This is a genomic window from Pseudomonas shirazica (assembly GCF_015168335.1).
GTDB classification, from domain to species: Bacteria; Pseudomonadota; Gammaproteobacteria; order Pseudomonadales; family Pseudomonadaceae; genus Aquipseudomonas; species Aquipseudomonas asiatica.
This window is the reverse complement of sequence record NZ_CP063456.1, coordinates 5,220,166-5,239,294: the sequence shown is the minus strand read 5'-3', so window position 1 is coordinate 5,239,294 and position 19,129 is coordinate 5,220,166. Positions and strand designations below refer to the sequence as shown.

Annotated in this window: 22 protein-coding genes; 12 read left to right on the top strand and 10 right to left on the bottom strand. The window is 63.0% G+C overall.

What is annotated here, in order from left to right; genetic code table 11:
* Positions 1–9: 9 nt before the first annotated feature.
* Entirely contained in the window at positions 10–1,527 is a 1,518-nt protein-coding gene (gene betC, locus IMX18_RS24160) for a choline-sulfatase (RefSeq protein WP_015268445.1), read from the bottom strand.
* A 108-nt stretch (positions 1,528–1,635) separates the two neighbouring features.
* Between betC and IMX18_RS24155 the strand changes: the two genes are divergently transcribed.
* Positions 1,636–2,535 carry a choline sulfate utilization transcriptional regulator gene (locus tag IMX18_RS24155; RefSeq protein ID WP_217190011.1) on the top strand — a complete coding sequence of 300 codons (900 nt, stop codon included), beginning with the start codon at positions 1,636–1,638 and terminating at the stop codon, positions 2,533–2,535.
* A gap of 131 nt (positions 2,536–2,666) precedes the next feature.
* Here IMX18_RS24155 and IMX18_RS24150 read toward each other — a convergent pair whose 3' ends face one another.
* Positions 2,667–3,284 (bottom strand): NAD(P)-dependent oxidoreductase, encoded by a 618-nt coding sequence (locus tag IMX18_RS24150; protein ID WP_054572543.1) that lies wholly within the window; start codon positions 3,282–3,284, stop codon positions 2,667–2,669.
* Between the two features lie 52 nt (positions 3,285–3,336).
* On the opposite strand from IMX18_RS24150, the gene IMX18_RS24145 reads away from it, so the two are divergent.
* Positions 3,337–3,669, top strand: a complete 333-nt coding sequence (locus tag IMX18_RS24145) for a DOPA 4,5-dioxygenase family protein (RefSeq protein ID WP_054572544.1) — start codon at positions 3,337–3,339, stop codon at positions 3,667–3,669.
* A 120-nt stretch (positions 3,670–3,789) separates the two neighbouring features.
* Here the strand turns inward: IMX18_RS24145 and trpA are convergent, their stop codons facing one another.
* Both trpA and trpB read right to left on the bottom strand, forming a co-directional pair.
* The gene (trpA, locus tag IMX18_RS24140) at positions 3,790–4,599 is read right to left on the bottom strand and encodes a tryptophan synthase subunit alpha (protein WP_217190012.1); all 810 of its coding nucleotides are present in this window, start codon (positions 4,597–4,599) and stop codon (positions 3,790–3,792) included.
* Positions 4,596–5,813, bottom strand: a complete 1,218-nt coding sequence (gene trpB, locus IMX18_RS24135) for a tryptophan synthase subunit beta (RefSeq protein WP_015268451.1) — start codon at positions 5,811–5,813, stop codon at positions 4,596–4,598. The genes trpA and trpB overlap by 4 nt, the downstream gene beginning before the upstream one ends.
* A 111-nt stretch (positions 5,814–5,924) precedes the next feature.
* On the opposite strand from trpB, the gene IMX18_RS24130 reads away from it, so the two are divergent.
* Positions 5,925–6,821: a LysR family transcriptional regulator gene (locus IMX18_RS24130; RefSeq protein WP_015268452.1), complete on the top strand. Its 897-nt coding sequence runs from the start codon at positions 5,925–5,927 to the stop codon at positions 6,819–6,821.
* On the opposite strand, the gene IMX18_RS24125 is transcribed toward IMX18_RS24130, so the two are convergent.
* Entirely contained in the window at positions 6,818–7,141 is a 324-nt protein-coding gene (locus tag IMX18_RS24125) for an ElaB/YgaM/YqjD family protein (RefSeq protein WP_003261039.1), read from the bottom strand. The two genes, IMX18_RS24130 and IMX18_RS24125, sit on opposite strands and share 4 nt — an antisense overlap.
* A gap of 150 nt (positions 7,142–7,291) precedes the next feature.
* Here IMX18_RS24125 and IMX18_RS24120 point away from each other — a divergent pair, with 150 nt between their 5' ends.
* Positions 7,292–7,507, top strand: a complete 216-nt coding sequence (locus IMX18_RS24120; protein WP_013970282.1) for a dodecin — start codon at positions 7,292–7,294, stop codon at positions 7,505–7,507.
* A gap of 101 nt (positions 7,508–7,608) precedes the next feature.
* Positions 7,609–7,830, top strand: a complete 222-nt coding sequence (locus tag IMX18_RS24115) for a DUF1161 domain-containing protein (protein WP_003261041.1) — start codon at positions 7,609–7,611, stop codon at positions 7,828–7,830.
* Positions 7,831–7,928: 98 nt separating this feature from the next.
* On the opposite strand, the gene IMX18_RS24110 is transcribed toward IMX18_RS24115, so the two are convergent.
* Complete coding sequence (locus IMX18_RS24110; protein ID WP_015268453.1) at positions 7,929–8,933, bottom strand: LLM class flavin-dependent oxidoreductase; 1,005 nt, start codon at positions 8,931–8,933, stop codon at positions 7,929–7,931.
* 153 nt (positions 8,934–9,086) lie between these two features.
* On the opposite strand from IMX18_RS24110, the gene IMX18_RS24105 reads away from it, so the two are divergent.
* The gene (locus IMX18_RS24105) at positions 9,087–9,512 is read left to right on the top strand and encodes an OsmC family protein (protein ID WP_013970285.1); all 426 of its coding nucleotides are present in this window, start codon (positions 9,087–9,089) and stop codon (positions 9,510–9,512) included.
* A 73-nt stretch (positions 9,513–9,585) separates the two neighbouring features.
* Entirely contained in the window at positions 9,586–9,819 is a 234-nt protein-coding gene (locus tag IMX18_RS24100) for a DUF1161 domain-containing protein (RefSeq protein ID WP_015268454.1), read from the top strand.
* A 120-nt stretch (positions 9,820–9,939) separates the two neighbouring features.
* Here IMX18_RS24100 and IMX18_RS24095 read toward each other — a convergent pair whose 3' ends face one another.
* Positions 9,940–10,353, bottom strand: a complete 414-nt coding sequence (locus tag IMX18_RS24095; RefSeq protein WP_217190013.1) for a DUF2057 domain-containing protein — start codon at positions 10,351–10,353, stop codon at positions 9,940–9,942.
* A gap of 55 nt (positions 10,354–10,408) precedes the next feature.
* On the bottom strand, positions 10,409–10,822 hold the full coding sequence (locus tag IMX18_RS24090; protein ID WP_015268455.1) for a PA0061/PA0062 family lipoprotein: 414 nt from the start codon (positions 10,820–10,822) through the stop codon (positions 10,409–10,411).
* Positions 10,823–10,907: 85 nt separating this feature from the next.
* Between IMX18_RS24090 and IMX18_RS24085 the strand changes: the two genes are divergently transcribed.
* Positions 10,908–11,981, top strand: a complete 1,074-nt coding sequence (locus IMX18_RS24085) for an aminopeptidase (protein WP_100413583.1) — start codon at positions 10,908–10,910, stop codon at positions 11,979–11,981.
* 132 nt (positions 11,982–12,113) lie between these two features.
* Here the strand turns inward: IMX18_RS24085 and IMX18_RS24080 are convergent, their stop codons facing one another.
* Positions 12,114–12,764, bottom strand: a complete 651-nt coding sequence (locus IMX18_RS24080; RefSeq protein ID WP_061550182.1) for an HAD family hydrolase — start codon at positions 12,762–12,764, stop codon at positions 12,114–12,116.
* Positions 12,765–12,885: 121 nt separating this feature from the next.
* Positions 12,886–13,434 (bottom strand): gamma carbonic anhydrase family protein, encoded by a 549-nt coding sequence (locus IMX18_RS24075; protein WP_003261048.1) that lies wholly within the window; start codon positions 13,432–13,434, stop codon positions 12,886–12,888.
* A 102-nt stretch (positions 13,435–13,536) separates the two neighbouring features.
* Between IMX18_RS24075 and prlC the strand changes: the two genes are divergently transcribed.
* The 4 genes from prlC (at position 13,537) to IMX18_RS24055 (ending at position 19,121) form a co-directional block, all read left to right on the top strand.
* Complete coding sequence (prlC, locus tag IMX18_RS24070) at positions 13,537–15,588, top strand: oligopeptidase A (RefSeq protein WP_225903915.1); 2,052 nt, start codon at positions 13,537–13,539, stop codon at positions 15,586–15,588.
* Entirely contained in the window at positions 15,585–15,866 is a 282-nt protein-coding gene (locus IMX18_RS24065) for a YheV family putative zinc ribbon protein (protein WP_013970292.1), read from the top strand. The genes prlC and IMX18_RS24065 overlap by 4 nt, the downstream gene beginning before the upstream one ends.
* A gap of 124 nt (positions 15,867–15,990) precedes the next feature.
* Positions 15,991–17,985, top strand: a complete 1,995-nt coding sequence (locus tag IMX18_RS24060; RefSeq protein ID WP_217190015.1) for a M3 family metallopeptidase — start codon at positions 15,991–15,993, stop codon at positions 17,983–17,985.
* Positions 17,986–18,062: 77 nt separating this feature from the next.
* Positions 18,063–19,121, top strand: coding sequence for a PA0069 family radical SAM protein (locus IMX18_RS24055; protein ID WP_015268460.1), 1,059 nt, complete (start codon positions 18,063–18,065; stop codon positions 19,119–19,121).
* Positions 19,122–19,129 lie beyond the last annotated feature (8 nt).

Sequence of the window (19,129 nt, the reverse complement as noted above, 5' to 3'; positions counted from 1 at the left end):
CCTCTCTTCTCAATCCAGGGGGGCGGGCTGTGGATAACGTGCCTTGCGCTCGAGGTCGTCGAGATCGATGTGGTTGCGCATGTACTGTTGGCTGGCGTCCACCAGCGGTTGGTGGTCCCAGCTTTTCAGCTTGCCGACGGCCAGCGCCTCGGCCACCAGGCGGCGGCGCCGCTGGCTGGCCAGAACCTGCTGGCGCAGGCTGGGGATATCCCAACGCTGCTGTGCTTCATCGACAAATGCCTGCAGCAGCGCCTGGTGTTCCGGGCTGCCGGTTAGGTTCTCCCGCTCGTGCGGGTCGCGGCTCAGGTCATAGAGTAGGCATGGGTCGTCTTCGCTGTACACGAACTTGTACGGCCCGCGGCGGATCATCATCAGCGGGCCGACGGTGCCTTCGGCCATGTACTCGCCGATCACTTCGTCATGGCCGCCCTGCCCTTGCAGATGGCCGACCAGCGAGCGGCCATCCAGATGCAGGTGGTTATCCACAGCACCACCGGCCAGCTCGACCAGGGTCGGCAGCAGGTCGCAGGTAGACACCGAAGCGCTGACCCTGGCTGGCGCGAAGTGCTTCGGCGCGTGCACCAGCAGAGGCACCCGCGCCGACATCTCGAACCAGTGCATCTTGTACCAGAGGCCGCGCTCGCCGAGCATGTCACCGTGGTCGCCGGAGAACACGATCAGGGTGTCGTCAGCCAGGTTGCATTCCTCCAGGGTTTGCAGCAGCAGGCCGATGTTGTCGTCGATATAGCTGCAGGCGCCGAAGTAGGCACGGCGGGCGTCACGGATCTTGTTCACAGGCAGCGGCTTGTTCCACAGGTCGTAGACCTTCAGCAGGCGTTGCGAGTGCGGGTCAAGCTCTGCCTGGCCCAGTTCGGCGCGGGGCATGGGGATATCCACACCCTCGTAGCGATCCCAATAGCGCCTGGGGATGGTGTATGGGTCGTGCGGGTGGGTCATCGACACGGTCAGGCAGAATGGCCGGCCATCGTTTTCGCGCACATGGTCGTACAGGTACTGGCGCGCCTTGAATACCACTTCTTCGTCGAAATCCAGCTGGTTGGTGCGCACGCACGGGCCGGCCTGCAGCACCGAGGACATGTTGTGATACCAGCTCGGGCGCACGTCCGGCTCATCCCAGTTCACCGCCCAGCCGTAGTCGGCCGGGTAGATATCGCTGGTCAGGCGTTCTTCGTAGCCATGCAGCTGGTCCGGCCCGCAGAAGTGCATCTTGCCCGACAGCGCGGTGCGGTAACCCAGACGGCGCAGGTAATGGGCATAGGTCGGTACATCGGCAGGGAAGTCGGCGGCATTGTCGTAGGCACCGATGCGGCTGGGCAGCTGGCCGCTGACCAGAGTGAAGCGCGACGGTGCGCACAACGGGCTGTTGCAGTAAGCCGAGTCGAAAACCACCGCCTGTTCGGCAAGGCGGCTCAGGTGCGGCATCTGGATCGGCGAAGAGGCGTAGATCGGCAGCAAGGGCGCGGCCATCTGGTCTGCCATGATGAACAGGATATTCGGGCGCGTCATGGTGGCTTCCATCGTTGAGGGTTATGCGAACCGCTTGCCTATCAAGATGCGACTGTGGATAACATGGGTAAAGCCCATGGCGGGCAATGACTGGGATTAGCCCTGCTTATGTTTGACCACCTTGCCAAGTTGTCGCTGGATACACTGCGCGTGTTCGAGGCTGCCGCACGGTTGCGTGGCTTTACCGCTGCGGCACTGGAGCTGGGCACCACGCAGCCGGCGGTGAGCCAGCAAGTCAAACGGCTGGAGGCACAGCTGGGCACGCGGTTGTTCGACCGCATTTACCGGGGTATCGAGCTGACCGAGGCCGGCCAGGTGCTGTTCGAACAGGTGCACCAGGGCCTGCAGGCCATGGAGGACGGCATTGCCCAGGCCAGTGGGCGCGGCCAGAGGGAAGTGCTGCAGGTGGCTACCGACTTCGCCTTTGCGGCGTTCTGGCTGATGCCACGGCTGCAGCGTTTTCACGAGGCTTATCCACAGGTGGACGTGAGCCTGGTGACCGGTGAGCGCAGCCAGGGCATGTTGCGCCCGGACATCGATGTGGCGGTGCTGTTTGGCGACGGGCGCTTTCACCAGGGCGAGAGCCGCTGGCTATTCGATGAGGAGGTTTTTCTGGTGTGCAGCCCCCGGCTGATTCATGGCAAACCCTTGTCAGCCGTGGCTTTGCAACGATTGCCCTTGCTGCACTTGAAGGGAGAGCAGGCTAGCCGCTGGTTTGATTGGGCAGGGGTGTTTCGCGGGTTTGGTGTGGCCAGCCCGCCACCGGCCGGGCAGTTGAGGTTTGATAACTATACGTTGCTGATCCAGGCGGCGATTGCCGGGCAAGGGGTGGCGATTGGCTGGGGGCACCTGGTGGATGGGCTGGTGGAGCAAGGGTTGCTATGCCGGCCGTTGGAGGGGAGTTTGCGCTCGGCGCGCGGGTATTACGCGGTGCTGCCACCACGCAAGCGGCGTGGGGCTTTGATCGAGCGGTTTGTGGATTGGCTGGAGCGCGAGCGCAGCCTATGACATCCCCGGGGCCGCTTTGCGGCCCATCGCCGGCAAGCCAGCTCCCACAGGTGCTGTACAAGCCTGGAGCATGGCACCGTCCCTGTGGGAGCTGGCTTGCCGGCGATGGGCTGCACAGCAGCCCCGGCAATCTAGACCACAAAGTTCAGATGCTCGCCCCGGTGCAAATCCAGCTCCAGCATATCCACCATCCCTGCCGCGACCCTGGCCAGGTACCGCAACGGCTCGGCCAACCCCGGCTCCAGCGTACCTTCAGTGCTGCGAAAATGCTCCATCCCCAACCCGGCCAGTTCCTGCGGGGCATTGATCAGCGTCCAGTGCAAGGCACTGCGCTGTAACCCGTCCACCACCTGGTCCACACACTCCCGCTCCGCCTCGCTGTACTTGCCCGGCTTATCCAGCACATCGAAATCGCCCACCAGCAACAGCCGGCGTATAGTTGTACGCTTCAGCCCCGCCACCAGCGCCTCGCTCATGCGGGCTTGCCTGGGCAGATCGCCCGGCGCCAGCGTCGACAACAGGGCAATTACTGCCGACCCGCCTGCCGCGCCCTGCTCCGCCTGGTCGGCATTGCCCAGCCCGCCTATCTTGAAATGCAGGCCGGGGCGCGGCGCATGGCGATTAAGGTCGTCGACCACGGCGGTGACTTCGTGCTGGCGCGACAGCAGCTCTACCATCAGGGCGTTGCCCAGGCTGCTTTCTGGCCCGAACAGGACCAGTTTGAACACTGGGGTTTCGGCGTTTTTCACTGCATCACTCCCTTTGCAGGTGGTGATGTTTGGACCGCAATCAGGAGTTATCGTGCAGAGGATCAAGGGTTATCACGCCCACGTTTACTACGACGCAGCGACCATGGACCAGGCCCGTGAGCTGTGTGAGGAAGCGGCGCGGCTGTTTCCCGTGACCATGGGGCGCATGCACCAGAAACCGGTGGGGCCGCACCCGGACTGGAGCTGCCAGCTGGCCTTCGAGCCGGAGTTTGTGGGGGTGGTGCTGCCGTGGTTGGCGCTGTATCGGAAGGGGTTGGTGGTGTTCATGCACCCGCTGACCGGGGATGAACTGGCGGACCACCGTGACCATGCGATCTGGATGGGGGCGGTGCGGCCGCTGGATCTGTCGATGTTTGGGGGCTAGTTCTTCATAGTCTGTACTGGCCTCATCGCCGGCAAGCCAGCTCCCACAGGGATATCACAGGGCCTGAGGGCGGCGCTGTACCTGTGGGAGCTGGCTTGCCGGCGATGAAGGCGACGCGGTTTAACGGCGGGCGCCGCGCACCCCTTCAGCCAGTGCCGAGCACAGGCTCAATACATTGTTGACTGCCTGCTCGGCACTCTTGGCCTGGGCAATCTTGTCGACCAGCGCCGAGCCCACCACTACGCCGTCCGACAGACGGGCAATGGCCGCAGCCTGCTCCGGCGTACGAATACCGAAACCAACGCTGATTGGCAGGTCGGTATACCGACGCAGGCGGGCAATGGCTTCGGTCACGTGCTCGGTGGTCGCCGAGCCGGCGCCGGTCACACCGGCCACCGACACGTAGTAGACGAACCCGGAGCTGCGCTCCAGCACGCGCGGCAGGCGCGCGTCGTCGGTGGTCGGGGTGGTCAGGCGGATAAAGTCGATACCCGCTGCCTGGGCCGGGGTTGCCAGTTCGGCGTCGTGCTCTGGCGGCAGGTCGACGATGATCAGGCCATCTACACCCGCTTGCTTGGCTTCGGCCACGAACTTTTCCACGCCAAAGCGGTGGATCGGGTTGTAGTAGCCCATCAACACAATCGGTGTGGCCTGGTTATCCACACGGAATTCGCGAACCATCTGCAGGGTCTTGGCCAGGGTCTGGCCGGCTTCCAGGGCACGCAGGGTGGCCAGCTGGATGGCCACGCCGTCGGCCATCGGGTCGGTGAACGGCATGCCCAGTTCGATCACGTCGGCACCGGCTGCCGGCAGGCCCTTGAGGATCTGCAGCGAGGCGTCATAGCCCGGGTCGCCCGCGGTGACAAAGGTGACCAGTGCCGAGCGGCCTTCGGCCTTCAGCTCGGCGAAGCGTTGTTCAAGACGGCTCATGCCTGTTTCTCCTGGGCGGCCATGTGGTTCATGACGGTTTGCATGTCTTTGTCGCCGCGGCCCGACAGGCACACGACCATCAGGTGGTCCTTGGGCAGCTTCGGTGCGCGCTTGATCGCCTCGGCCAGGGCGTGGGAGCTTTCCAGGGCCGGGATGATGCCTTCCAGGCGGCAGGTGGCGTGGAAAGCATCCAGCGCTTCGTCGTCGGTGATGCTGACGTACTCGACACGCTTCACTTCGTGCAGGTAAGCGTGCTCCGGGCCGATGCCCGGGTAGTCCAGGCCGGCGGAAATCGAGTGGGCGTCGGTGATCTGACCGTCTTCGTCCTGCAGCAGGTAGGTGCGGTTGCCGTGCAGCACGCCCGGTACGCCGCCGTTCAGGCTGGCGGCGTGCTTGTCGGTGTGCACGCCGTGGCCACCGGCTTCGACGCCGATGATCTGCACGCTTGGCTCTTCGAGAAACTCATGGAACAGGCCCATGGCGTTGGAGCCACCACCGACGCAGGCAACCAGGCTGTCTGGCAGGCGCCCTTCCTTCTCTTGCAACTGGGCGCGGGTTTCCTTGCCGATGATCGACTGGAAGTCGCGGACCATGGCCGGGTACGGGTGCGGGCCGGCCACGGTGCCGATCAGGTAGAAGGTGTCTTCGACGTTGGTGACCCAGTCGCGCAGGGCCTCGTTCATGGCGTCCTTCAGGGTGCCGGTGCCGGCAGTGACCGGGACGATTTCGGCGCCCAGCAGCTTCATGCGGAACACGTTAGCCTGCTGGCGCTCGATGTCGGTGGCGCCCATGTAGATCACGCAAGGCAGGCCGAAGCGGGCAGCGACGGTGGCGGTGGCCACGCCGTGCATGCCGGCGCCGGTTTCTGCGATCAGGCGCTTCTTGCCCATGCGCTTGGCCAGCAGCACCTGGCCGATGCAGTTGTTCACCTTGTGCGCGCCGGTGTGGTTGAGCTCTTCACGCTTGAAGAAGATCTTGGCGCCGCCGCAGTGCTCGGTCAGGCGCTCGGCGAAGTACAGCGGGTTGGGGCGGCCGATGTAGTCGCGCTGGAAGTAGGCCAGCTCTTCGAGGAACTTGGGGTCTGCCTTGGCCGCTTCGTATTCGCGGGCCAGGTCCAGCACCAGTGGCATCAGGGTTTCGGCCACGTAGCGGCCGCCGAACGAGCCGAACAGGCCATTGGCGTCGGGGCCGGGGCGGTATTGGGACTGGGTCATGGGGGCGCTCCAGGGCGTAATGAATGAGTGATGGGCTTTACTCTAACCACGGCAAGCCCAGCTGAAAACCGATAAGATTGCGCAAACTTGTCAGAAAAACTCACAGGTAAAATGGCCCACGATCTCCCTCCCCTCAACGCCCTTCGGGCTTTCGAGGCCACCGCTCGTCTCAACAGCGTCAGCCAGGCGGCCGAAGCGCTGCACGTCACCCATGGCGCCGTCAGCCGGCAGATCAAGGTACTTGAAGAGCACCTGGGCGTAGCGCTGTTCGTGAAGGACGGGCGTGGCATCAAACTCACAGATGCCGGCGTACGTCTGCGCGATGCCAGTGGCGAAGCCTTCGATCGCCTGCGCAGCGTGTGCGCCGAGCTCAGCCACGACGTCAGCGAGGCGCCATTCGTGCTGGGCTGCTCGGGCAGCCTGCTGGCGCGCTGGTTCATCCCGCGATTGGGGCGGCTGCAGGCGGATTTACCTGAACTGCGTCTGCACCTGTCGGCCGGTGAAGGCGACCTGGACCCACGGCGGCCAGGGTTGGATGCGCTGCTGGTTTACGCCGAGCCGCCGTGGCCGACGGACATGCAGGTGCATGTACTGGCCGAGGAGCGCATCGGGCCGGTGCTTAGCCCGCATTTCGCCGGTTTCGAGCGCTTGCATGGCGCGCCGGCCAAAGCCTTGCTGGACGAAGCCTTGCTGCACACCACCTCGCGCCCGCAGGCTTGGCCGACCTGGGCGCTGGAACAGGGTTTGGAGCCGGCGGCCCTCCACTATGGCCAGGCCTTCGAGCACCTGTATTACCTGCTGGAAGCTGCCGTGGCCGGGCTGGGTGTGGCGATTGCGCCGCAGCCGCTGGTCGCTGACGACCTGCGAGCTGGCCGTTTGAGTGCGCCGTGGGGCTTTTCACCTACCCCTGCGGCATTGGCGCTGTGGGTGCCCAGGCGCGCCGCGGACGGGCGCGCCGAGCAGTTGGCGCAGTGGCTAAGGGCGGAGCTGGCGCGACAGGGCGCTTAGTTGCGTTTGCACATCAGGTACGCCGCCAGCAAGCCTAGCGCGCCAATGGCAACGCCGGCAGTTGTGTACGGGTGTTCCTGGGCATAGTCGCGGGTGGCGATGCCGGTCTGGCGGGTGCGGTGCTTCACTTCCTCGTAGGCATCGCTCAACAGGTGGCGCGAATGACGCAGGGCACTCTCGGCGTTGCTGCGGATTGCCTTCACCGATTTCTGGGACTCCTCCGACGCATCATGCTTGAGGTTTTCCAGGCTTTTCAGAAGGCTCTCGATCTCCGCTTCCATGCTTTCCAGGGACGTTCTACGCAGCGAATTGCGGTGCATGTTGACTCTCCTTTGCAGTATGGACTGTAAGGATTGCGACCTTGGGTCCGCGGGAAAGTGCGATCGAACTTTCGTCAATGGTGACCGCTCGCAGGTAAACCAGGCCTGCGCTGCTAGGCTCAATCTCACCATCATCCGAGGAGAGCGCTCATGACCGATCATCACACCTACAAGAAGATCGAGCTGGTGGGGTCTTCGACCACCAGCATCGAAGAGGCGATCAACAATGCCCTGGCCGAAGCCGGCAAGAGCATCAAGCACCTGGAGTGGTTCGAAGTGATAGATACCCGTGGCCATATCCGTGACAACAAGGCGGCGCATTTCCAGGTCACGCTGAAGGTCGGCTTCCGTATCGCCAATAGCTGAAACACTGCCGGGCTGGATGAGCCCGGCATGATGGGGTATTTAGGGAGGGGGCGCCTTGGCGGGCGCCTTTTCTGATTTCATCTGCACAAGGAAAGCGAGTGATGAATAAACTGATTCTGGCGCTGGGCCTGATGACGCTGGCCGGTGGTGCGCTGGCGGCGGGCAAGCCGTGCGAGGAGCTCAAGGCAGAGATTGCGGCCAAGCTGGATGCCAAGGGGGTCACCGGCTACAAGCTGGAGATAGTCGACAAGGGCGACCCGGCCGGCAAGGTGATTGGCAGCTGCGAGGCTGGTACCAAGGAGATTGTGTACCGCCGCGGCTAATATGCTGGCCTCTTCGCGGGCTCGCCCGCTCCCACAGGCATATCACAGGCCTGAGAGCGACGCTGTACCTGTGGGAGCGGGCAAGCCTGCGAAGAAGATCACGCGGTCTTGAGAGCCTGCGCCATCAGTTCATAGGACCGAATCCGGTCCGCATGCTCATACAAATCACAGGTGAAGATCAGCTCATCTGCCCCGGTCTGCTCCAGCAGTACTTCCACCTTGGCCCGCACCTTCTGCGGGCTGCCAATCATCGCCAGGCCGAGGAAGCTACCCACCGCGTCCCGTTCATGGGGCAGCCACAGCCCATCCATGCTTTCCACAGGCGGCTTCTGCATCAGGCTCTGCCCGCGAATCAGCGCGAGGATGCGCTGGTACACCGAAGTGGCCAGGTACTCGGCCTTTTCGTCGGTTTCCGCCACCACCATGGGGATGCCCAACATCACATACGGCTTGTCCAATGTGGTCGAGGGCTTGAAGTGGTTGCGGTACACGCGGATCGCCTCGTGCATGTAGCGCGGCGCAAAGTGCGAGGCGAAGGCGTAGGGCATGCCGCGCATGCCGGCCAGTTGAGCGCTGAACAGGCTGGAGCCGAGGAGCCACATCGGCACCTCGGTATCGTGCCCTGGCACGGCGATCACTTTTTGATCATCGGTACGCGGGCCGAGGTAGCGTGACAGTTCCTCGACATCGTCCGGGAAGTCATCCGGGCCTCCGGCGCGGTCGCGGCGCAGGGCGTAGGCGGTCATCTGGTCGGAACCTGGCGCGCGGCCCAACCCCAGGTCGATGCGCCCCGGGTACAGGCTGGCCAGGGTGCCGAACTGCTCGGCGATTACCAGCGGTGCATGGTTGGGCAGCATGACCCCGCCAGAGCCCACGCGAATGCTCGAGGTCCCCCCGGCCAGGTAGCCGATCAGCACCGAAGTCGCCGAGCTGGCGATGCCGTCCATGTTGTGGTGCTCGGCTACCCAGAAGCGGTTGTAGCCAAAGCGCTCGACGTGCTGCGCCAGGTCCAGCGAGTTGCGCAGCGACTGCGCCGGGCCGGCGTCGGCGCGTACCGGCACCAGGTCGAGGGTGGAAATCTTCAGGTCACGCAGCTGCGTCATGGAGCCTCCGCAAAGGTGTTTGGCCCACAGGCCTTTTCAACTCTGTATGGGCACATTCGACGGATTCAATGCTTGCCGTGCGATTGCTCTGAACTTGCCGTAGGCGGCTGACCTCTGAAGCCATAAGCATGTAACCCGAGACCAGGAGGCATCATGAAAAAGACAGCATCGGCGATCTGGCAAGGTGGCCTGAAGGACGGCAAAGGCCTGCTTTCTACCGAAAGTGGCGCGCTCAAGCAGAACCCCTACGGCTTCAACACCCGTTTCGAGGGCTCGCCCGGGACCAACCCGGAGGAGCTGATTGGTGCGGCGCATGCCGGCTGTTTCTCGATGGCGCTGTCGATGATGCTGGGCGAAGCGGGGTTCACCCCGGACAGGATCGACACCGCTGCCGAAGTGACACTCGACAAGCAAGCTGATGGCTTTGCCATTACCGCGGTGCATCTGGTACTGAGGGCCAAGGTACCCGGTGCAAGTGAAGCGCAGTTCTTGCAGATCGCCGACAAGGCCAAGGCCGGGTGCCCGGTGTCCAAGGTGTTGAACGCGAAGATCAGCCTGGATGCGGCGCTGGTGGGTTGAAGCAGTGCAATGAGGGCGGTTTGCTGTAGTCTAAACAGCGTCGGCAGCACGCTGCCCTTTCAGGAGCCGTTTCATGATTCGCGTAGCAATCGCCGTGTTGGCTTCCCTGGTCGCCACATCTGCAGTGGCGGCGGTCAAGCCGTGCGAGGAACTCAAAGCCGAGATCGAGGCCAAGATCCAGGCCCAGGGGGTTTCGTCCTATACCCTGGAGATCGTGCCCAACAGCGAGGTCAAGGACCAGAACATGGTCGTCGGGACCTGCGATGGCGGGACCAAGAAGATCATTTATCAGAAGAATGATCGGTAGGTTCAGAATTTTGGGGGCCGCTTTGCGGCCCTATCGCGACACAAGGCCGCTCCTACAGGGATCGCGTATCTCCTGTAGGAGCAGCCTTGCGCTGCGAATGGGCTGCAAAGCAGCCCCAGGTCAAGGAATGCAGAACACCTCGCTAGGCTCGTTCACCACCACCTTGCGGCTGCCGTCATACAGCAGCACCTGCGGTTCCATCACCGGCGCCCGTGCCTCCAGGCGATAGCGTTCACCGGCCTTGAAGTTGTCAAAGCGAACAGTCAGGTAACAGGTACGATCCCGGGGCTGGGTCATGAGGCCGCCCCCATATATCTCGTAATCGAAGCGCACTACCAGTTCGTGCTTGCCCGGCGTCACCTGGAAGTGACGGCCATCTTCCAGGCGCTTGCCGTCGAGGCGGTCGGCCATGATCACCCTGCCGGGAGTCATGGTATACAGGTCGACCCAGGCCTGCTTGGGGTCGACGGGCGGCAAGGGGCTGGCGCATGCCCCCAGTGCACTGAGGGCGATCAGCATCATGGGCTGGCGCATGGCAAGACTCCCACTTGCGATTCATAGGCTACAAGCATAGCGCCGTTTGTGCGTTTCAGGTGCGCTGGCAGCCTGCAGGCAAGCCCTGGCCAACCAGTTTTTGCTGATGGTCGTAGAGTTTGATCCAGGGGCGGAAACCGATGCTGCCAGCCTGCAGCTGGTAGCGCTGGCCGGCACTGAAATCCTTGAAGGTCAGTTTGACCTGGCAATCCCGCCACAACGGCTCCTCGACCGGGCCGATATTGCTGGGGGTAACCGGAAACTGGTAGCGCACGGTCAGCTCGTGGCTGCCGGGCTGTACTTCGAAATAACGGCTGTCGGCCCAGTCGCGTTCATCTACCTGCACGGCGTGCAGCGAGGTGTTGTCGTAGGGCGTGAGGTCGATCCAGGCCTGGTTCGGGTCCGGGTCTGGCAAGGTCGAACAGGCGGATATCAGCAGCAGTGAGCCGGTGACCAACAGTGCACGCATGGCGAAACTCCCCCTTGGCGAGATAGTCTTGGAGTGAATCGGCCTTGAGCGAGTCAGACAGTCCCGGATGCTTCGACTTATTCTTATGCAGCGCTCAGGCCCTGGGCCACTCGACCTTGTTTTCACCCGTTTGGTTCCCCTGCTGGCGGTGCTCCTGCTGAACGGTTGCAGCAGCGCCGCCTACTATGGGCAGTTGGCCGAGGGCCAGTGGCAGCTGCTACGCGCACGGCAGCCAGTGGATCAGGTAGTGGCCAACCCGGCCACTTCAGCGCAATTGCGCGCGCGCCTGGAGCACGCCAAGCAGGCGCGGGCATTTGCCAGCCAGCAGCTGAAGCTGCCGGACAACCGCAGCTACCGGGTGTACGCCGACCTTGGCCGGCCCTACGTGGTATGGAATGTGTTCGCCACCCCCGAGCTGTCGTTGCAGCCAGTGACGCACTGCTTCCCGATCGCAGGGTGTGTGGCCTATCGCGGCTATTACCAGCAAGGCGCGGCGCGTGGGGCGGCGGCGTTGATGCGCCAGGACGGCATGGATGTGTACGTGGGCGGCGTGGAGGCCTATTCGACTCTGGGCTGGTTCGACGACCCTATCCTGTCGTCGATGGTGGGCTGGAGCGACGAGCGCCTGGCCACGCTGATCTTCCATGAACTGGCCCACCAGCGCTTCTATGTGCAGGACGACACCGAGTTCAACGAGTCGTTTGCCTCCTTCGTCGAGCAGGAAGGCACGCGGCAATGGCGTGTGGCGCGGGGCCTGGCTGCCTCTGGCGGGGAGCAGGGGCAGCAGCGTGAGCAATTCATCCGTTTGGTGCTGGCCAGCCGCGAGCGGTTGCAAGCTATTTATGCCGGGCCTCTGGATGATGCGCAGAAGCGGACGGCCAAGCAGGCGGAGTTCGAGCGGCTTAGGCGGGAATACCGGCAAGTGCGTGATACCCAGTGGGGTGGTGACAAGCGCTATGACGCCTGGATGTATGGGCCGATGAGCAATGCCAAGCTGCTGCCGTTCGGGCTGTATGACCAGTGGGTACCGGCGTTTGCGGCGGTGTTCCGTGAGGTTGACGGGGATTGGCAGCGTTTTTATCACCGGGTCGAGCAATTGGGGCGGTTGCCGATCGATGAGAGGAAGGCGGCCTTACGGCGGTTGATGGTTAGCCGGTGAGATTTTGGGGCCGCTTTGCGGCCCATCGCCGGCAAGCCAGCTCCCACCTCGACCGCATTGACCTCAAGCCATGTGCTACCCCTGTGGGAGCTGGCTTGCCGGCGATGGGCTGCAAAGCAGCCCCAATGGCCATCAAGCCTTGAGGAATGCCTGATGCATCTCGGCCAAGGTAGCAAAGTGGTAGGCCGGCTCTTCCGCCATCAGTTCTTCCTGGCTACCAAACCCGTACCCCACCGCCACCGCCTGCAAGCCATTGCTGCGCGCACCGATCAGGTCATGCTTGCGGTCGCCGATCATCAGCGTCTGCGCCGGGTCCAGCCCTTCTTCCTCAAGCAGGTGACGAATCAGTTCGACCTTGTTGGTGCGTGTGCCATCCAGTTCACTGCCATAGATCACCTTGAAGTGGTGGTCGAAGGCGAAGTGTCGGGCGATTTCACGGGCGAACTTCCACGGCTTGGAGGTGGCGATGTACAGCGTGCGACCCTGCCCGCTCAGGGCCTCGAGCAGCTCCGGCACACCTTCGAACACCAGGTTTTCGTACAGGCCGGTGACGCTGAAGCGTTCCCGATAGAAGTTCACCGCATCCCAGGCCTTGGCTTCGTCGAAGCTGTAGAACTGCATGAAGGCCTGCAGCAGGGGTGGGCCGATGAAGTGCTCGAGGCGGGTCAGGTCTGGCTCGTCGATGCCCAGTTTGGCCAGGGCATACTGGATCGAGCGGGTGATGCCCTGGCGCGGGTCGGTCAGGGTGCCGTCCAGGTCGAAGAGGATGTTTTGCTGGTGCATTTGCGGGTTCCACTTTGAATGCTGCGTGGTCTTCTTCGCGGGTAAACCCGCTCCCACAGGGATATCACAGGGCCTGAGGTCGGCGCCGTACCTGTGGGAGCGGGTTTACCCGCGAATGCGGTCATTCCGGTTGGTCGTAGCCTTCGGCCAGGTGCTGGTCCTTGAGCTTCACGTAGTTACTGGCGCTGTAGGCGAAAAATGCGTGTTCCTGGTCGTTCAGCAACCGGGCCTGCTTCACCGGGCTGCCCATGTACAGGTACCCACTGACCAGGCGCTTGCCCGGCGGCACCAGGCTGCCGGCGCCGATGATCACTTCGTCCTCCACGATGGCACCGTCCATGATAGTGCTGCCCATGCCGACCAGGATGCGGTTGCCCAGGGTGCAGCCATGCAACATGACCTTGTGGCCGATGGTCACTTCGTCACCGATGATCAGCGGGAAGCCGTCCGGGTTGAACGGGCCGGCATGGGTAATGTGCAGCACGCTGCCATCCTGCACGCTGGTACGCGCGCCGATGCGGATGCGGTGCATGTCGCCGCGTATCACAGTCAAAGGCCATACGGAGCTGTCTTCACCGATTTCCACGTCGCCCAGCACTACCGCCGATCGGTCGACGAAGGCCCTGGGCCCAACTTTCGGAGTGTGTTGCTGGAAGCTTCGGATGGCCATGATAGCGTCTCTCATCTGTGCCGATAGGCAGGCTGCCTGCTGCGGTCGGCGTCGATTGTAATTAAGATGGGGCAGTGTTTCTTCTGCCAAGGTATCCAAACCGTGAGTGCGAACAACCCGCTTCTGCAGTCCTACGATCTGCCGCCCTTCTCGCAAATCCGTGCCGAACACGTGTTGCCGGCGATCGAAGCGATCCTGGCCGACAACCGTAAAGCCATTGCCGAGATCCTCGAAAAGCAGGGCAAGAACCCTACCTGGGCTGGCCTGGTGCTGGCCATTGACGAACTGAATGACCGCCTGGGCGCCGCCTGGAGCCCGGTCAGCCACCTCAATGCGGTGTGCAACAGCGCTGAGCTGCGCGAAGCCTACGAGTCTTGCCTGCCGGCGCTTAGCGCCTACTCTACCGAACTGGGCCAGAACCGTGCGCTGTTCGAAGCCTACCAGGCGCTGATCGACAGCCCCGAAGCCGCCGGCTTCGATGTGGCGCAAAAGACTATCCTCGAGCACGCCCTGCGGGACTTCCGCCTGTCGGGTATCGACCTGCCGGCGGATAAACAGCAGCGCTACGCCGAAGTGCAGAGCAAGCTCAGCGAGCTGGGCAGCCGTTTCTCCAACCAGCTGCTCGACGCCACACAGGCCTGGACCAAGCATGTTACCGACGAAGCCGCGCTGGCCGGCCTGACCGATTCGGCCAAGGCGCAGATGGCCGCGGCCGCCCAGGCCAAGGGCCTCGACGGCTGGCTGATCACCCTGGAATTCCCCAGCTACTACGCGGTGATGACCTACGCCAGCGACCGCGCCCTGCGCGAAGAGCTATACGCGGCCTACTGCACCCGCGCCTCGGACCAGGGCCCGAATGCCGGCCAGTTCGACAACGGCCCGGTGATGCAGGAAATCCTTGACCTGCGCCAGGAGCTGGCCGAACTGCTGGGCTACAAGAACTACGCGGAGCTTAGCCTGGCCACCAAGATGGCCGAGTCCAGTGACCAGGTGCTGAGCTTCCTGCGTGACCTGGCCAAGCGGTCCAAGCCGTTCGCCGCCCAGGACCTGGAGCAGCTCAAGGCTTATGCCGCCGAGCAGGGCTGCCCTGAGCTGGCCAGCTGGGACGCCGGGTACTTCGGCGAGAAGCTGCGCGAGCAGCGCTACAGCGTGTCGCAGGAAGCCCTGCGCGCCTACTTCCCGATCGACAAGGTGCTGGGTGGCCTGTTCAGCATCGTGCAGCGCCTTTACGGTATCGAGATTGCCGAGCTCAAGGGCTTCGACAGCTGGCACCCGGATGTGCGCCTGTTCGAGATCAAGGAAAACGGCCAGCACGTCGGCCGCTTCTTCTTCGACCTCTACGCGCGCGCCAACAAGCGTGGCGGCGCCTGGATGGATGGCGCGCGTGACCGTCGCCGCACAGCCGCTGGCCAGTTGCAGAGCCCCGTGGCCAACCTGGTGTGCAACTTCACCCCGGCCGCGCCCGGCAAGCCGGCGCTTTTGACCCACGATGAAGTCACCACCTTGTTCCACGAGTTCGGCCACGGTCTGCACCACATGCTGACCCGCATCGAGCATGCCGGTGTATCCGGCATCAACGGCGTGGCCTGGGACGCGGTCGAACTGCCGAGCCAGTTCATGGAAAACTGGTGCTGGGAGCCGGAAGGCCTTGCACTGATCTCCGCCCACTACGAAACCGGCGCCCCCCTGCCCCAGGACCTGCTGGACAAGATGCTGGCGGCAAAGAACTTCCAGTCGGGCATGATGATGGTACGCCAGTTGGAGTTCTCGCTGTTCGACTTCGAGCTGCATGCAACCCATGGCGACGGCCGCAGCGTGCTGCAGGTGCTCGAAGGCGTGCGCGACGAGGTGTCTGTCATGCGCCCACCGGCGTACAACTGCTTCCCCAACAGCTTTGCGCACATCTTTGCTGGTGGTTATGCGGCGGGCTACTACAGCTACAAGTGGGCCGAGGTGCTGTCGGCAGACGCCTTCTCGCGCTTTGAGGAAGAAGGCGTGCTGAATGCCGAAACCGGCCGAGCCTTCCGCGAGGCGATCCTGGCACGTGGTGGTTCGCGCGAGCCGATGGAGCTGTTCGTCGACTTCCGTGGCCGTGAGCCTTCCATCGATGCCTTGCTGCGCCATAGTGGCCTGAGCGAGGACGCTGCAGCATGAGCGAGGTAGCCGTGAACAAGACCAAGAAACGCTTCATTGCCGGGGCGGTATGCCCGGCGTGCAGCGAGACCGACAAGCTGATGATGTGGAACGAAGACGGCGTACCGCACCGCGAGTGCGTGGCCTGCGGCTTTACTGACACCCTCAACGAGCAGGGCTTGTCGGTGCCGAAGGAGCTCGGCACCCGGGTCAACCATCTGGAGCCGAAAGCCGCGCCGGCCAAGGTACAGACGGTGCAGTTCTTCCCCAACCCGAAGCTGAAGAAACCGGCTGAATAAAGCCGTCGTGCCGCCCGGGTTCGTGCCCGGGCGGGCATGCCCCGGGTGGTAGATAGTCAGGCCACCTGCTGCACGCTGGCCATGCAAGCTCGCCTGCTCTTCTCTACGAGCAAGGTGTTGCACCATGGACAACCCCCTTCTGCAAAATAGCCGTATCCCCGTCGATTATCCTTCGATCACGCTTCAAAACATGCAGTTTGCCTTCGACCACGTGCTGTTGGTGCACGAGCAAGGCATCGAGCGCATCATTCGCGAACAGCAGGCACTGCCAACCTGGGATGACATGGTGCTGGCGGTGGACGGGCTGGATAGTCAACTGCTGACGGTGTTGTATGCCGCCTCGCCATTGGTTGGTCGGGATCAAGCCTGGGCCGTTGCCATCTTCGACTTCTTCGCCAAGGCCACGGAGCGGTTCGAACAGAAATTCGCCAATTCAGCACTGCAGGCCCTGTATGAGCGCTTGGCCAACAGCGACATCGGCAAGCAGCTGGATGCCCAGAAACGCGCCACGCTGCGCTGGCATCTGCACAAGTTCACCTCCAGTGGTGCATCGCTCGACCCCGCAGGCAAGGTACGCCTGGCCGAACTGCTGAAACGGATTGGCGCTGCGCGCGAGGCGTTTCGCAGCAACATCAACCGGCCAGGGCTGAGCATTACGGATGAGTCCGAACTGAGCGGTGTACCTCAACGCATCCGTGACGAGCTGGCTAGCAGGGCACAGGAGGCGGTTGAGCCGGGTTGGTTGATTGCATGTGAAAGCGTGACTACCGACGCCGTGCTCAAGCATGCCGACAACCGGCAGCTGCGTGAGCACGTATACCGGGCTTACAACACCCGAGGCGTCGGCCTTGGCCAACAGCAGGATAATCGCTCGCACCTGGAGCAACTGGCGAGGCTGCTGGAAGAAAAGGCCCACTTGCTCGGTTTTGCCAGCCATCTGGAGCAGAGCCTGCATTCGAAGAGCGCGGGTTCGGTTGCCCAGGTGCGCGGCTTTCTTCATGACCTTGCCGACCATGTGCGGCCGGCCGTGCTGCAGTGGCGTGCAGATATGCAGCATCAGGCCGCAGCCAAAGGTCTGGGGAATGTCCAGCCCTGGGACATTGCCTACCTGCAGGCCTCGTCGCGCGAGGTGCTTTCCACCGAAGCCTTGCGCGAACACTTCCCTCTGAATGCCGTGGTCAGCGCATTGCAGCAGTTGGCGGAAAAACTGTTTGGCGTAACGCTGCTGGCCAAGCCGCTGGCAACCTGGGATGACAGCGTGCAACCGTTCGAGGTGTGGCAGGACAACGCCTTGATCGGTCTCCTGTACCTGGACGCCGTACAGCATGCCGGCAAGCAACCTGACTCGGTGTTCACCACCTACATTCGCAACCGCCGGGTCGATGCCGAGGGAATCTTCCAGGCGGCCTCGGTGGTGGTCTACAGCGACGTGCCTGCAGCGCTGCCGGGTAGCCAGCCGTTACTGGACCATCTATCACTGCGCAAGCTGTTCCATGAATTTGGCCATGCCTTGCACCATTTGCTGGTGCGCACGACCAACCACGTGATGTCCAACGTCACCGAACTCGGTACCGATGGCGTGGAACTGTTCGGCAAGCTGTTTGAGCGCTGGGTCTGGGACGCGGATTACCTGGTGGCGATCTCTTCGCCACTTCAGGATGGCAGCAAGCTTTCCCAGGCCCGGGTCGATGAATGCCTGCGCCGCTTGCGGCAGCAAGGTGTGGAAGAAACCGCGCGCGACCTGAGCATGGCGCTGTTCGATCTGGACCTGCATGGCACGCCGAACGATGGCCGGTCCCTCGAGCAGCGCCTGGGCGATGCTCGTGAGCGTTGTGGCTACTGGCCCTTGGCCGATTTCGAGCACCCGGCGCATGCCTTCGACCATCTGGTAAATGGCTACGATGCCGGTTATTACGCCTATCTGTGGTCGGACGTGCACGCATTCGACCTGTTCACCCGCTTCGAGGCCCAAGGCCTGCTGGACCGGGCCACAGGCCGGGCGCTGCAGGAGACATTGCTTGCCCCTGGGGCATCGCGACCTTTACGTGACGGTATTGAGGCGTTTCTCGGCCGGCAGTCAAGCCAACTGCCCTTCCTGCGTTGGCATGGCCTGAAGTGAGAGTGGGCTGACCGGAGGTGCTGGAAAGAATCAGGCATGCGCGATACTGTACATGAATACAGTATTCGGGGTAGGCCATGATTCCTCCAGCACCGCAAAAGGGCCGTGGCACGGCGCACAATCCGCACAACCGCTTTGCCCCCAGCCATTCGATGGCGGAGGATGACGGCTGGTATCAGGAGGTGCCGCAAACCCAGGGCACCGAGGTACGGGTAGAGACGGCCAAATCGGTGATCAGCCGCAATACCTCGCCCGACCTGCCCTTCGACCGTTCCATCAACCCATACCGTGGCTGCGAGCACGGTTGCATCTACTGCTATGCCCGCCCTTCCCACGCTTACTGGGACCTTTCCCCCGGCCTGGATTTCGAGACAAAACTGATTGCCAAGACCAACGCCGCCGAGGTGCTTGCGCAACAATTGAACAAACCGGGTTACGTGTGCGCGCCGATCAACCTGGGTTCCAATACCGACCCGTACCAGCCGATCGAGCGTGAACAACTGCTGACCCGTCGCCTGCTCGAAGTGCTACTGCGTTTTCGCCACCCGGTGACCATCGTCACCAAGGGGGCGCTGGTGCTGCGCGACCTCGACCTGCTGGCCGAGATGGCTCGCCAGCGCCTGGTGCGGGTGATGATCAGCCTGACCACGCTGGACGATGACTTGAAACGGGTGCTGGAACCGCGTGCGGCGTCACCCAAGGCGCGCTTGCGGGCGATCCGCGTGTTGCGCGAGGCGGGAGTGCCGGTGGGCGTGTTGTGTTCGCCGATGATTCCGATGATCAACGACAGTGAACTGGAACGGCTGCTGGAGGCGGCGAGGGAGGCAGGTGCACAGAGCGCAGCCTACATGATGTTGCGCCTGCCGCTGGAAGTGGCACCGTTGTTCGAGCAATGGCTGCAGGACCATTACCCGCAGCGGGCGGCACATGTATTGAGCCTGATCCGCCAGAGCCGCGGCGGCGAACTGTATGACAGCCGCTTTGGTGCGCGCATGCGCGGTGAAGGCGTGTTTGCCGAATTGCTGGCGCAGCGTTTTGCCAAGGCCATGAATCGGCTGGAGTTCGAAGGGCGAGAAGCGCAGGCGCTGGATTGTTCGGCGTTTTGCCCGCCGGGTGGGCAGATGGCGTTGTTCTGATGCTTGAG

Coding starts and splice junctions, on each gene's coding strand:
- trpB (WP_015268451.1), bottom strand. CDS start 5,813: ATGACCCAGTCCCAATACCGCCCCGGCCCCGACGCCAATGGCCTGTTC.
- IMX18_RS24105 (WP_013970285.1), top strand. CDS start 9,087: ATGAAAAAGACAGCATCGGCGATCTGGCAAGGTGGCCTGAAGGACGGC.
- IMX18_RS24155 (WP_217190011.1), top strand. CDS start 1,636: ATGTTTGACCACCTTGCCAAGTTGTCGCTGGATACACTGCGCGTGTTC.
- IMX18_RS24090 (WP_015268455.1), bottom strand. CDS start 10,822: ATGCGTGCACTGTTGGTCACCGGCTCACTGCTGCTGATATCCGCCTGT.
- betC (WP_015268445.1), bottom strand. CDS start 1,527: ATGACGCGCCCGAATATCCTGTTCATCATGGCAGACCAGATGGCCGCG.
- IMX18_RS24125 (WP_003261039.1), bottom strand. CDS start 7,141: ATGCACCGCAATTCGCTGCGTAGAACGTCCCTGGAAAGCATGGAAGCG.
- IMX18_RS24130 (WP_015268452.1), top strand. CDS start 5,925: ATGGCCCACGATCTCCCTCCCCTCAACGCCCTTCGGGCTTTCGAGGCC.
- IMX18_RS24095 (WP_217190013.1), bottom strand. CDS start 10,353: ATGCGCCAGCCCATGATGCTGATCGCCCTCAGTGCACTGGGGGCATGC.
- IMX18_RS24120 (WP_013970282.1), top strand. CDS start 7,292: ATGACCGATCATCACACCTACAAGAAGATCGAGCTGGTGGGGTCTTCG.
- IMX18_RS24080 (WP_061550182.1), bottom strand. CDS start 12,764: ATGCACCAGCAAAACATCCTCTTCGACCTGGACGGCACCCTGACCGAC.
- IMX18_RS24085 (WP_100413583.1), top strand. CDS start 10,908: ATGCAGCGCTCAGGCCCTGGGCCACTCGACCTTGTTTTCACCCGTTTG.
- IMX18_RS24110 (WP_015268453.1), bottom strand. CDS start 8,933: ATGACGCAGCTGCGTGACCTGAAGATTTCCACCCTCGACCTGGTGCCG.
- IMX18_RS24115 (WP_003261041.1), top strand. CDS start 7,609: ATGAATAAACTGATTCTGGCGCTGGGCCTGATGACGCTGGCCGGTGGT.
- IMX18_RS24055 (WP_015268460.1), top strand. CDS start 18,063: ATGATTCCTCCAGCACCGCAAAAGGGCCGTGGCACGGCGCACAATCCG.
- IMX18_RS24075 (WP_003261048.1), bottom strand. CDS start 13,434: ATGGCCATCCGAAGCTTCCAGCAACACACTCCGAAAGTTGGGCCCAGG.
- IMX18_RS24065 (WP_013970292.1), top strand. CDS start 15,585: ATGAGCGAGGTAGCCGTGAACAAGACCAAGAAACGCTTCATTGCCGGG.
- trpA (WP_217190012.1), bottom strand. CDS start 4,599: ATGAGCCGTCTTGAACAACGCTTCGCCGAGCTGAAGGCCGAAGGCCGC.
- IMX18_RS24060 (WP_217190015.1), top strand. CDS start 15,991: ATGGACAACCCCCTTCTGCAAAATAGCCGTATCCCCGTCGATTATCCT.
- IMX18_RS24100 (WP_015268454.1), top strand. CDS start 9,586: ATGATTCGCGTAGCAATCGCCGTGTTGGCTTCCCTGGTCGCCACATCT.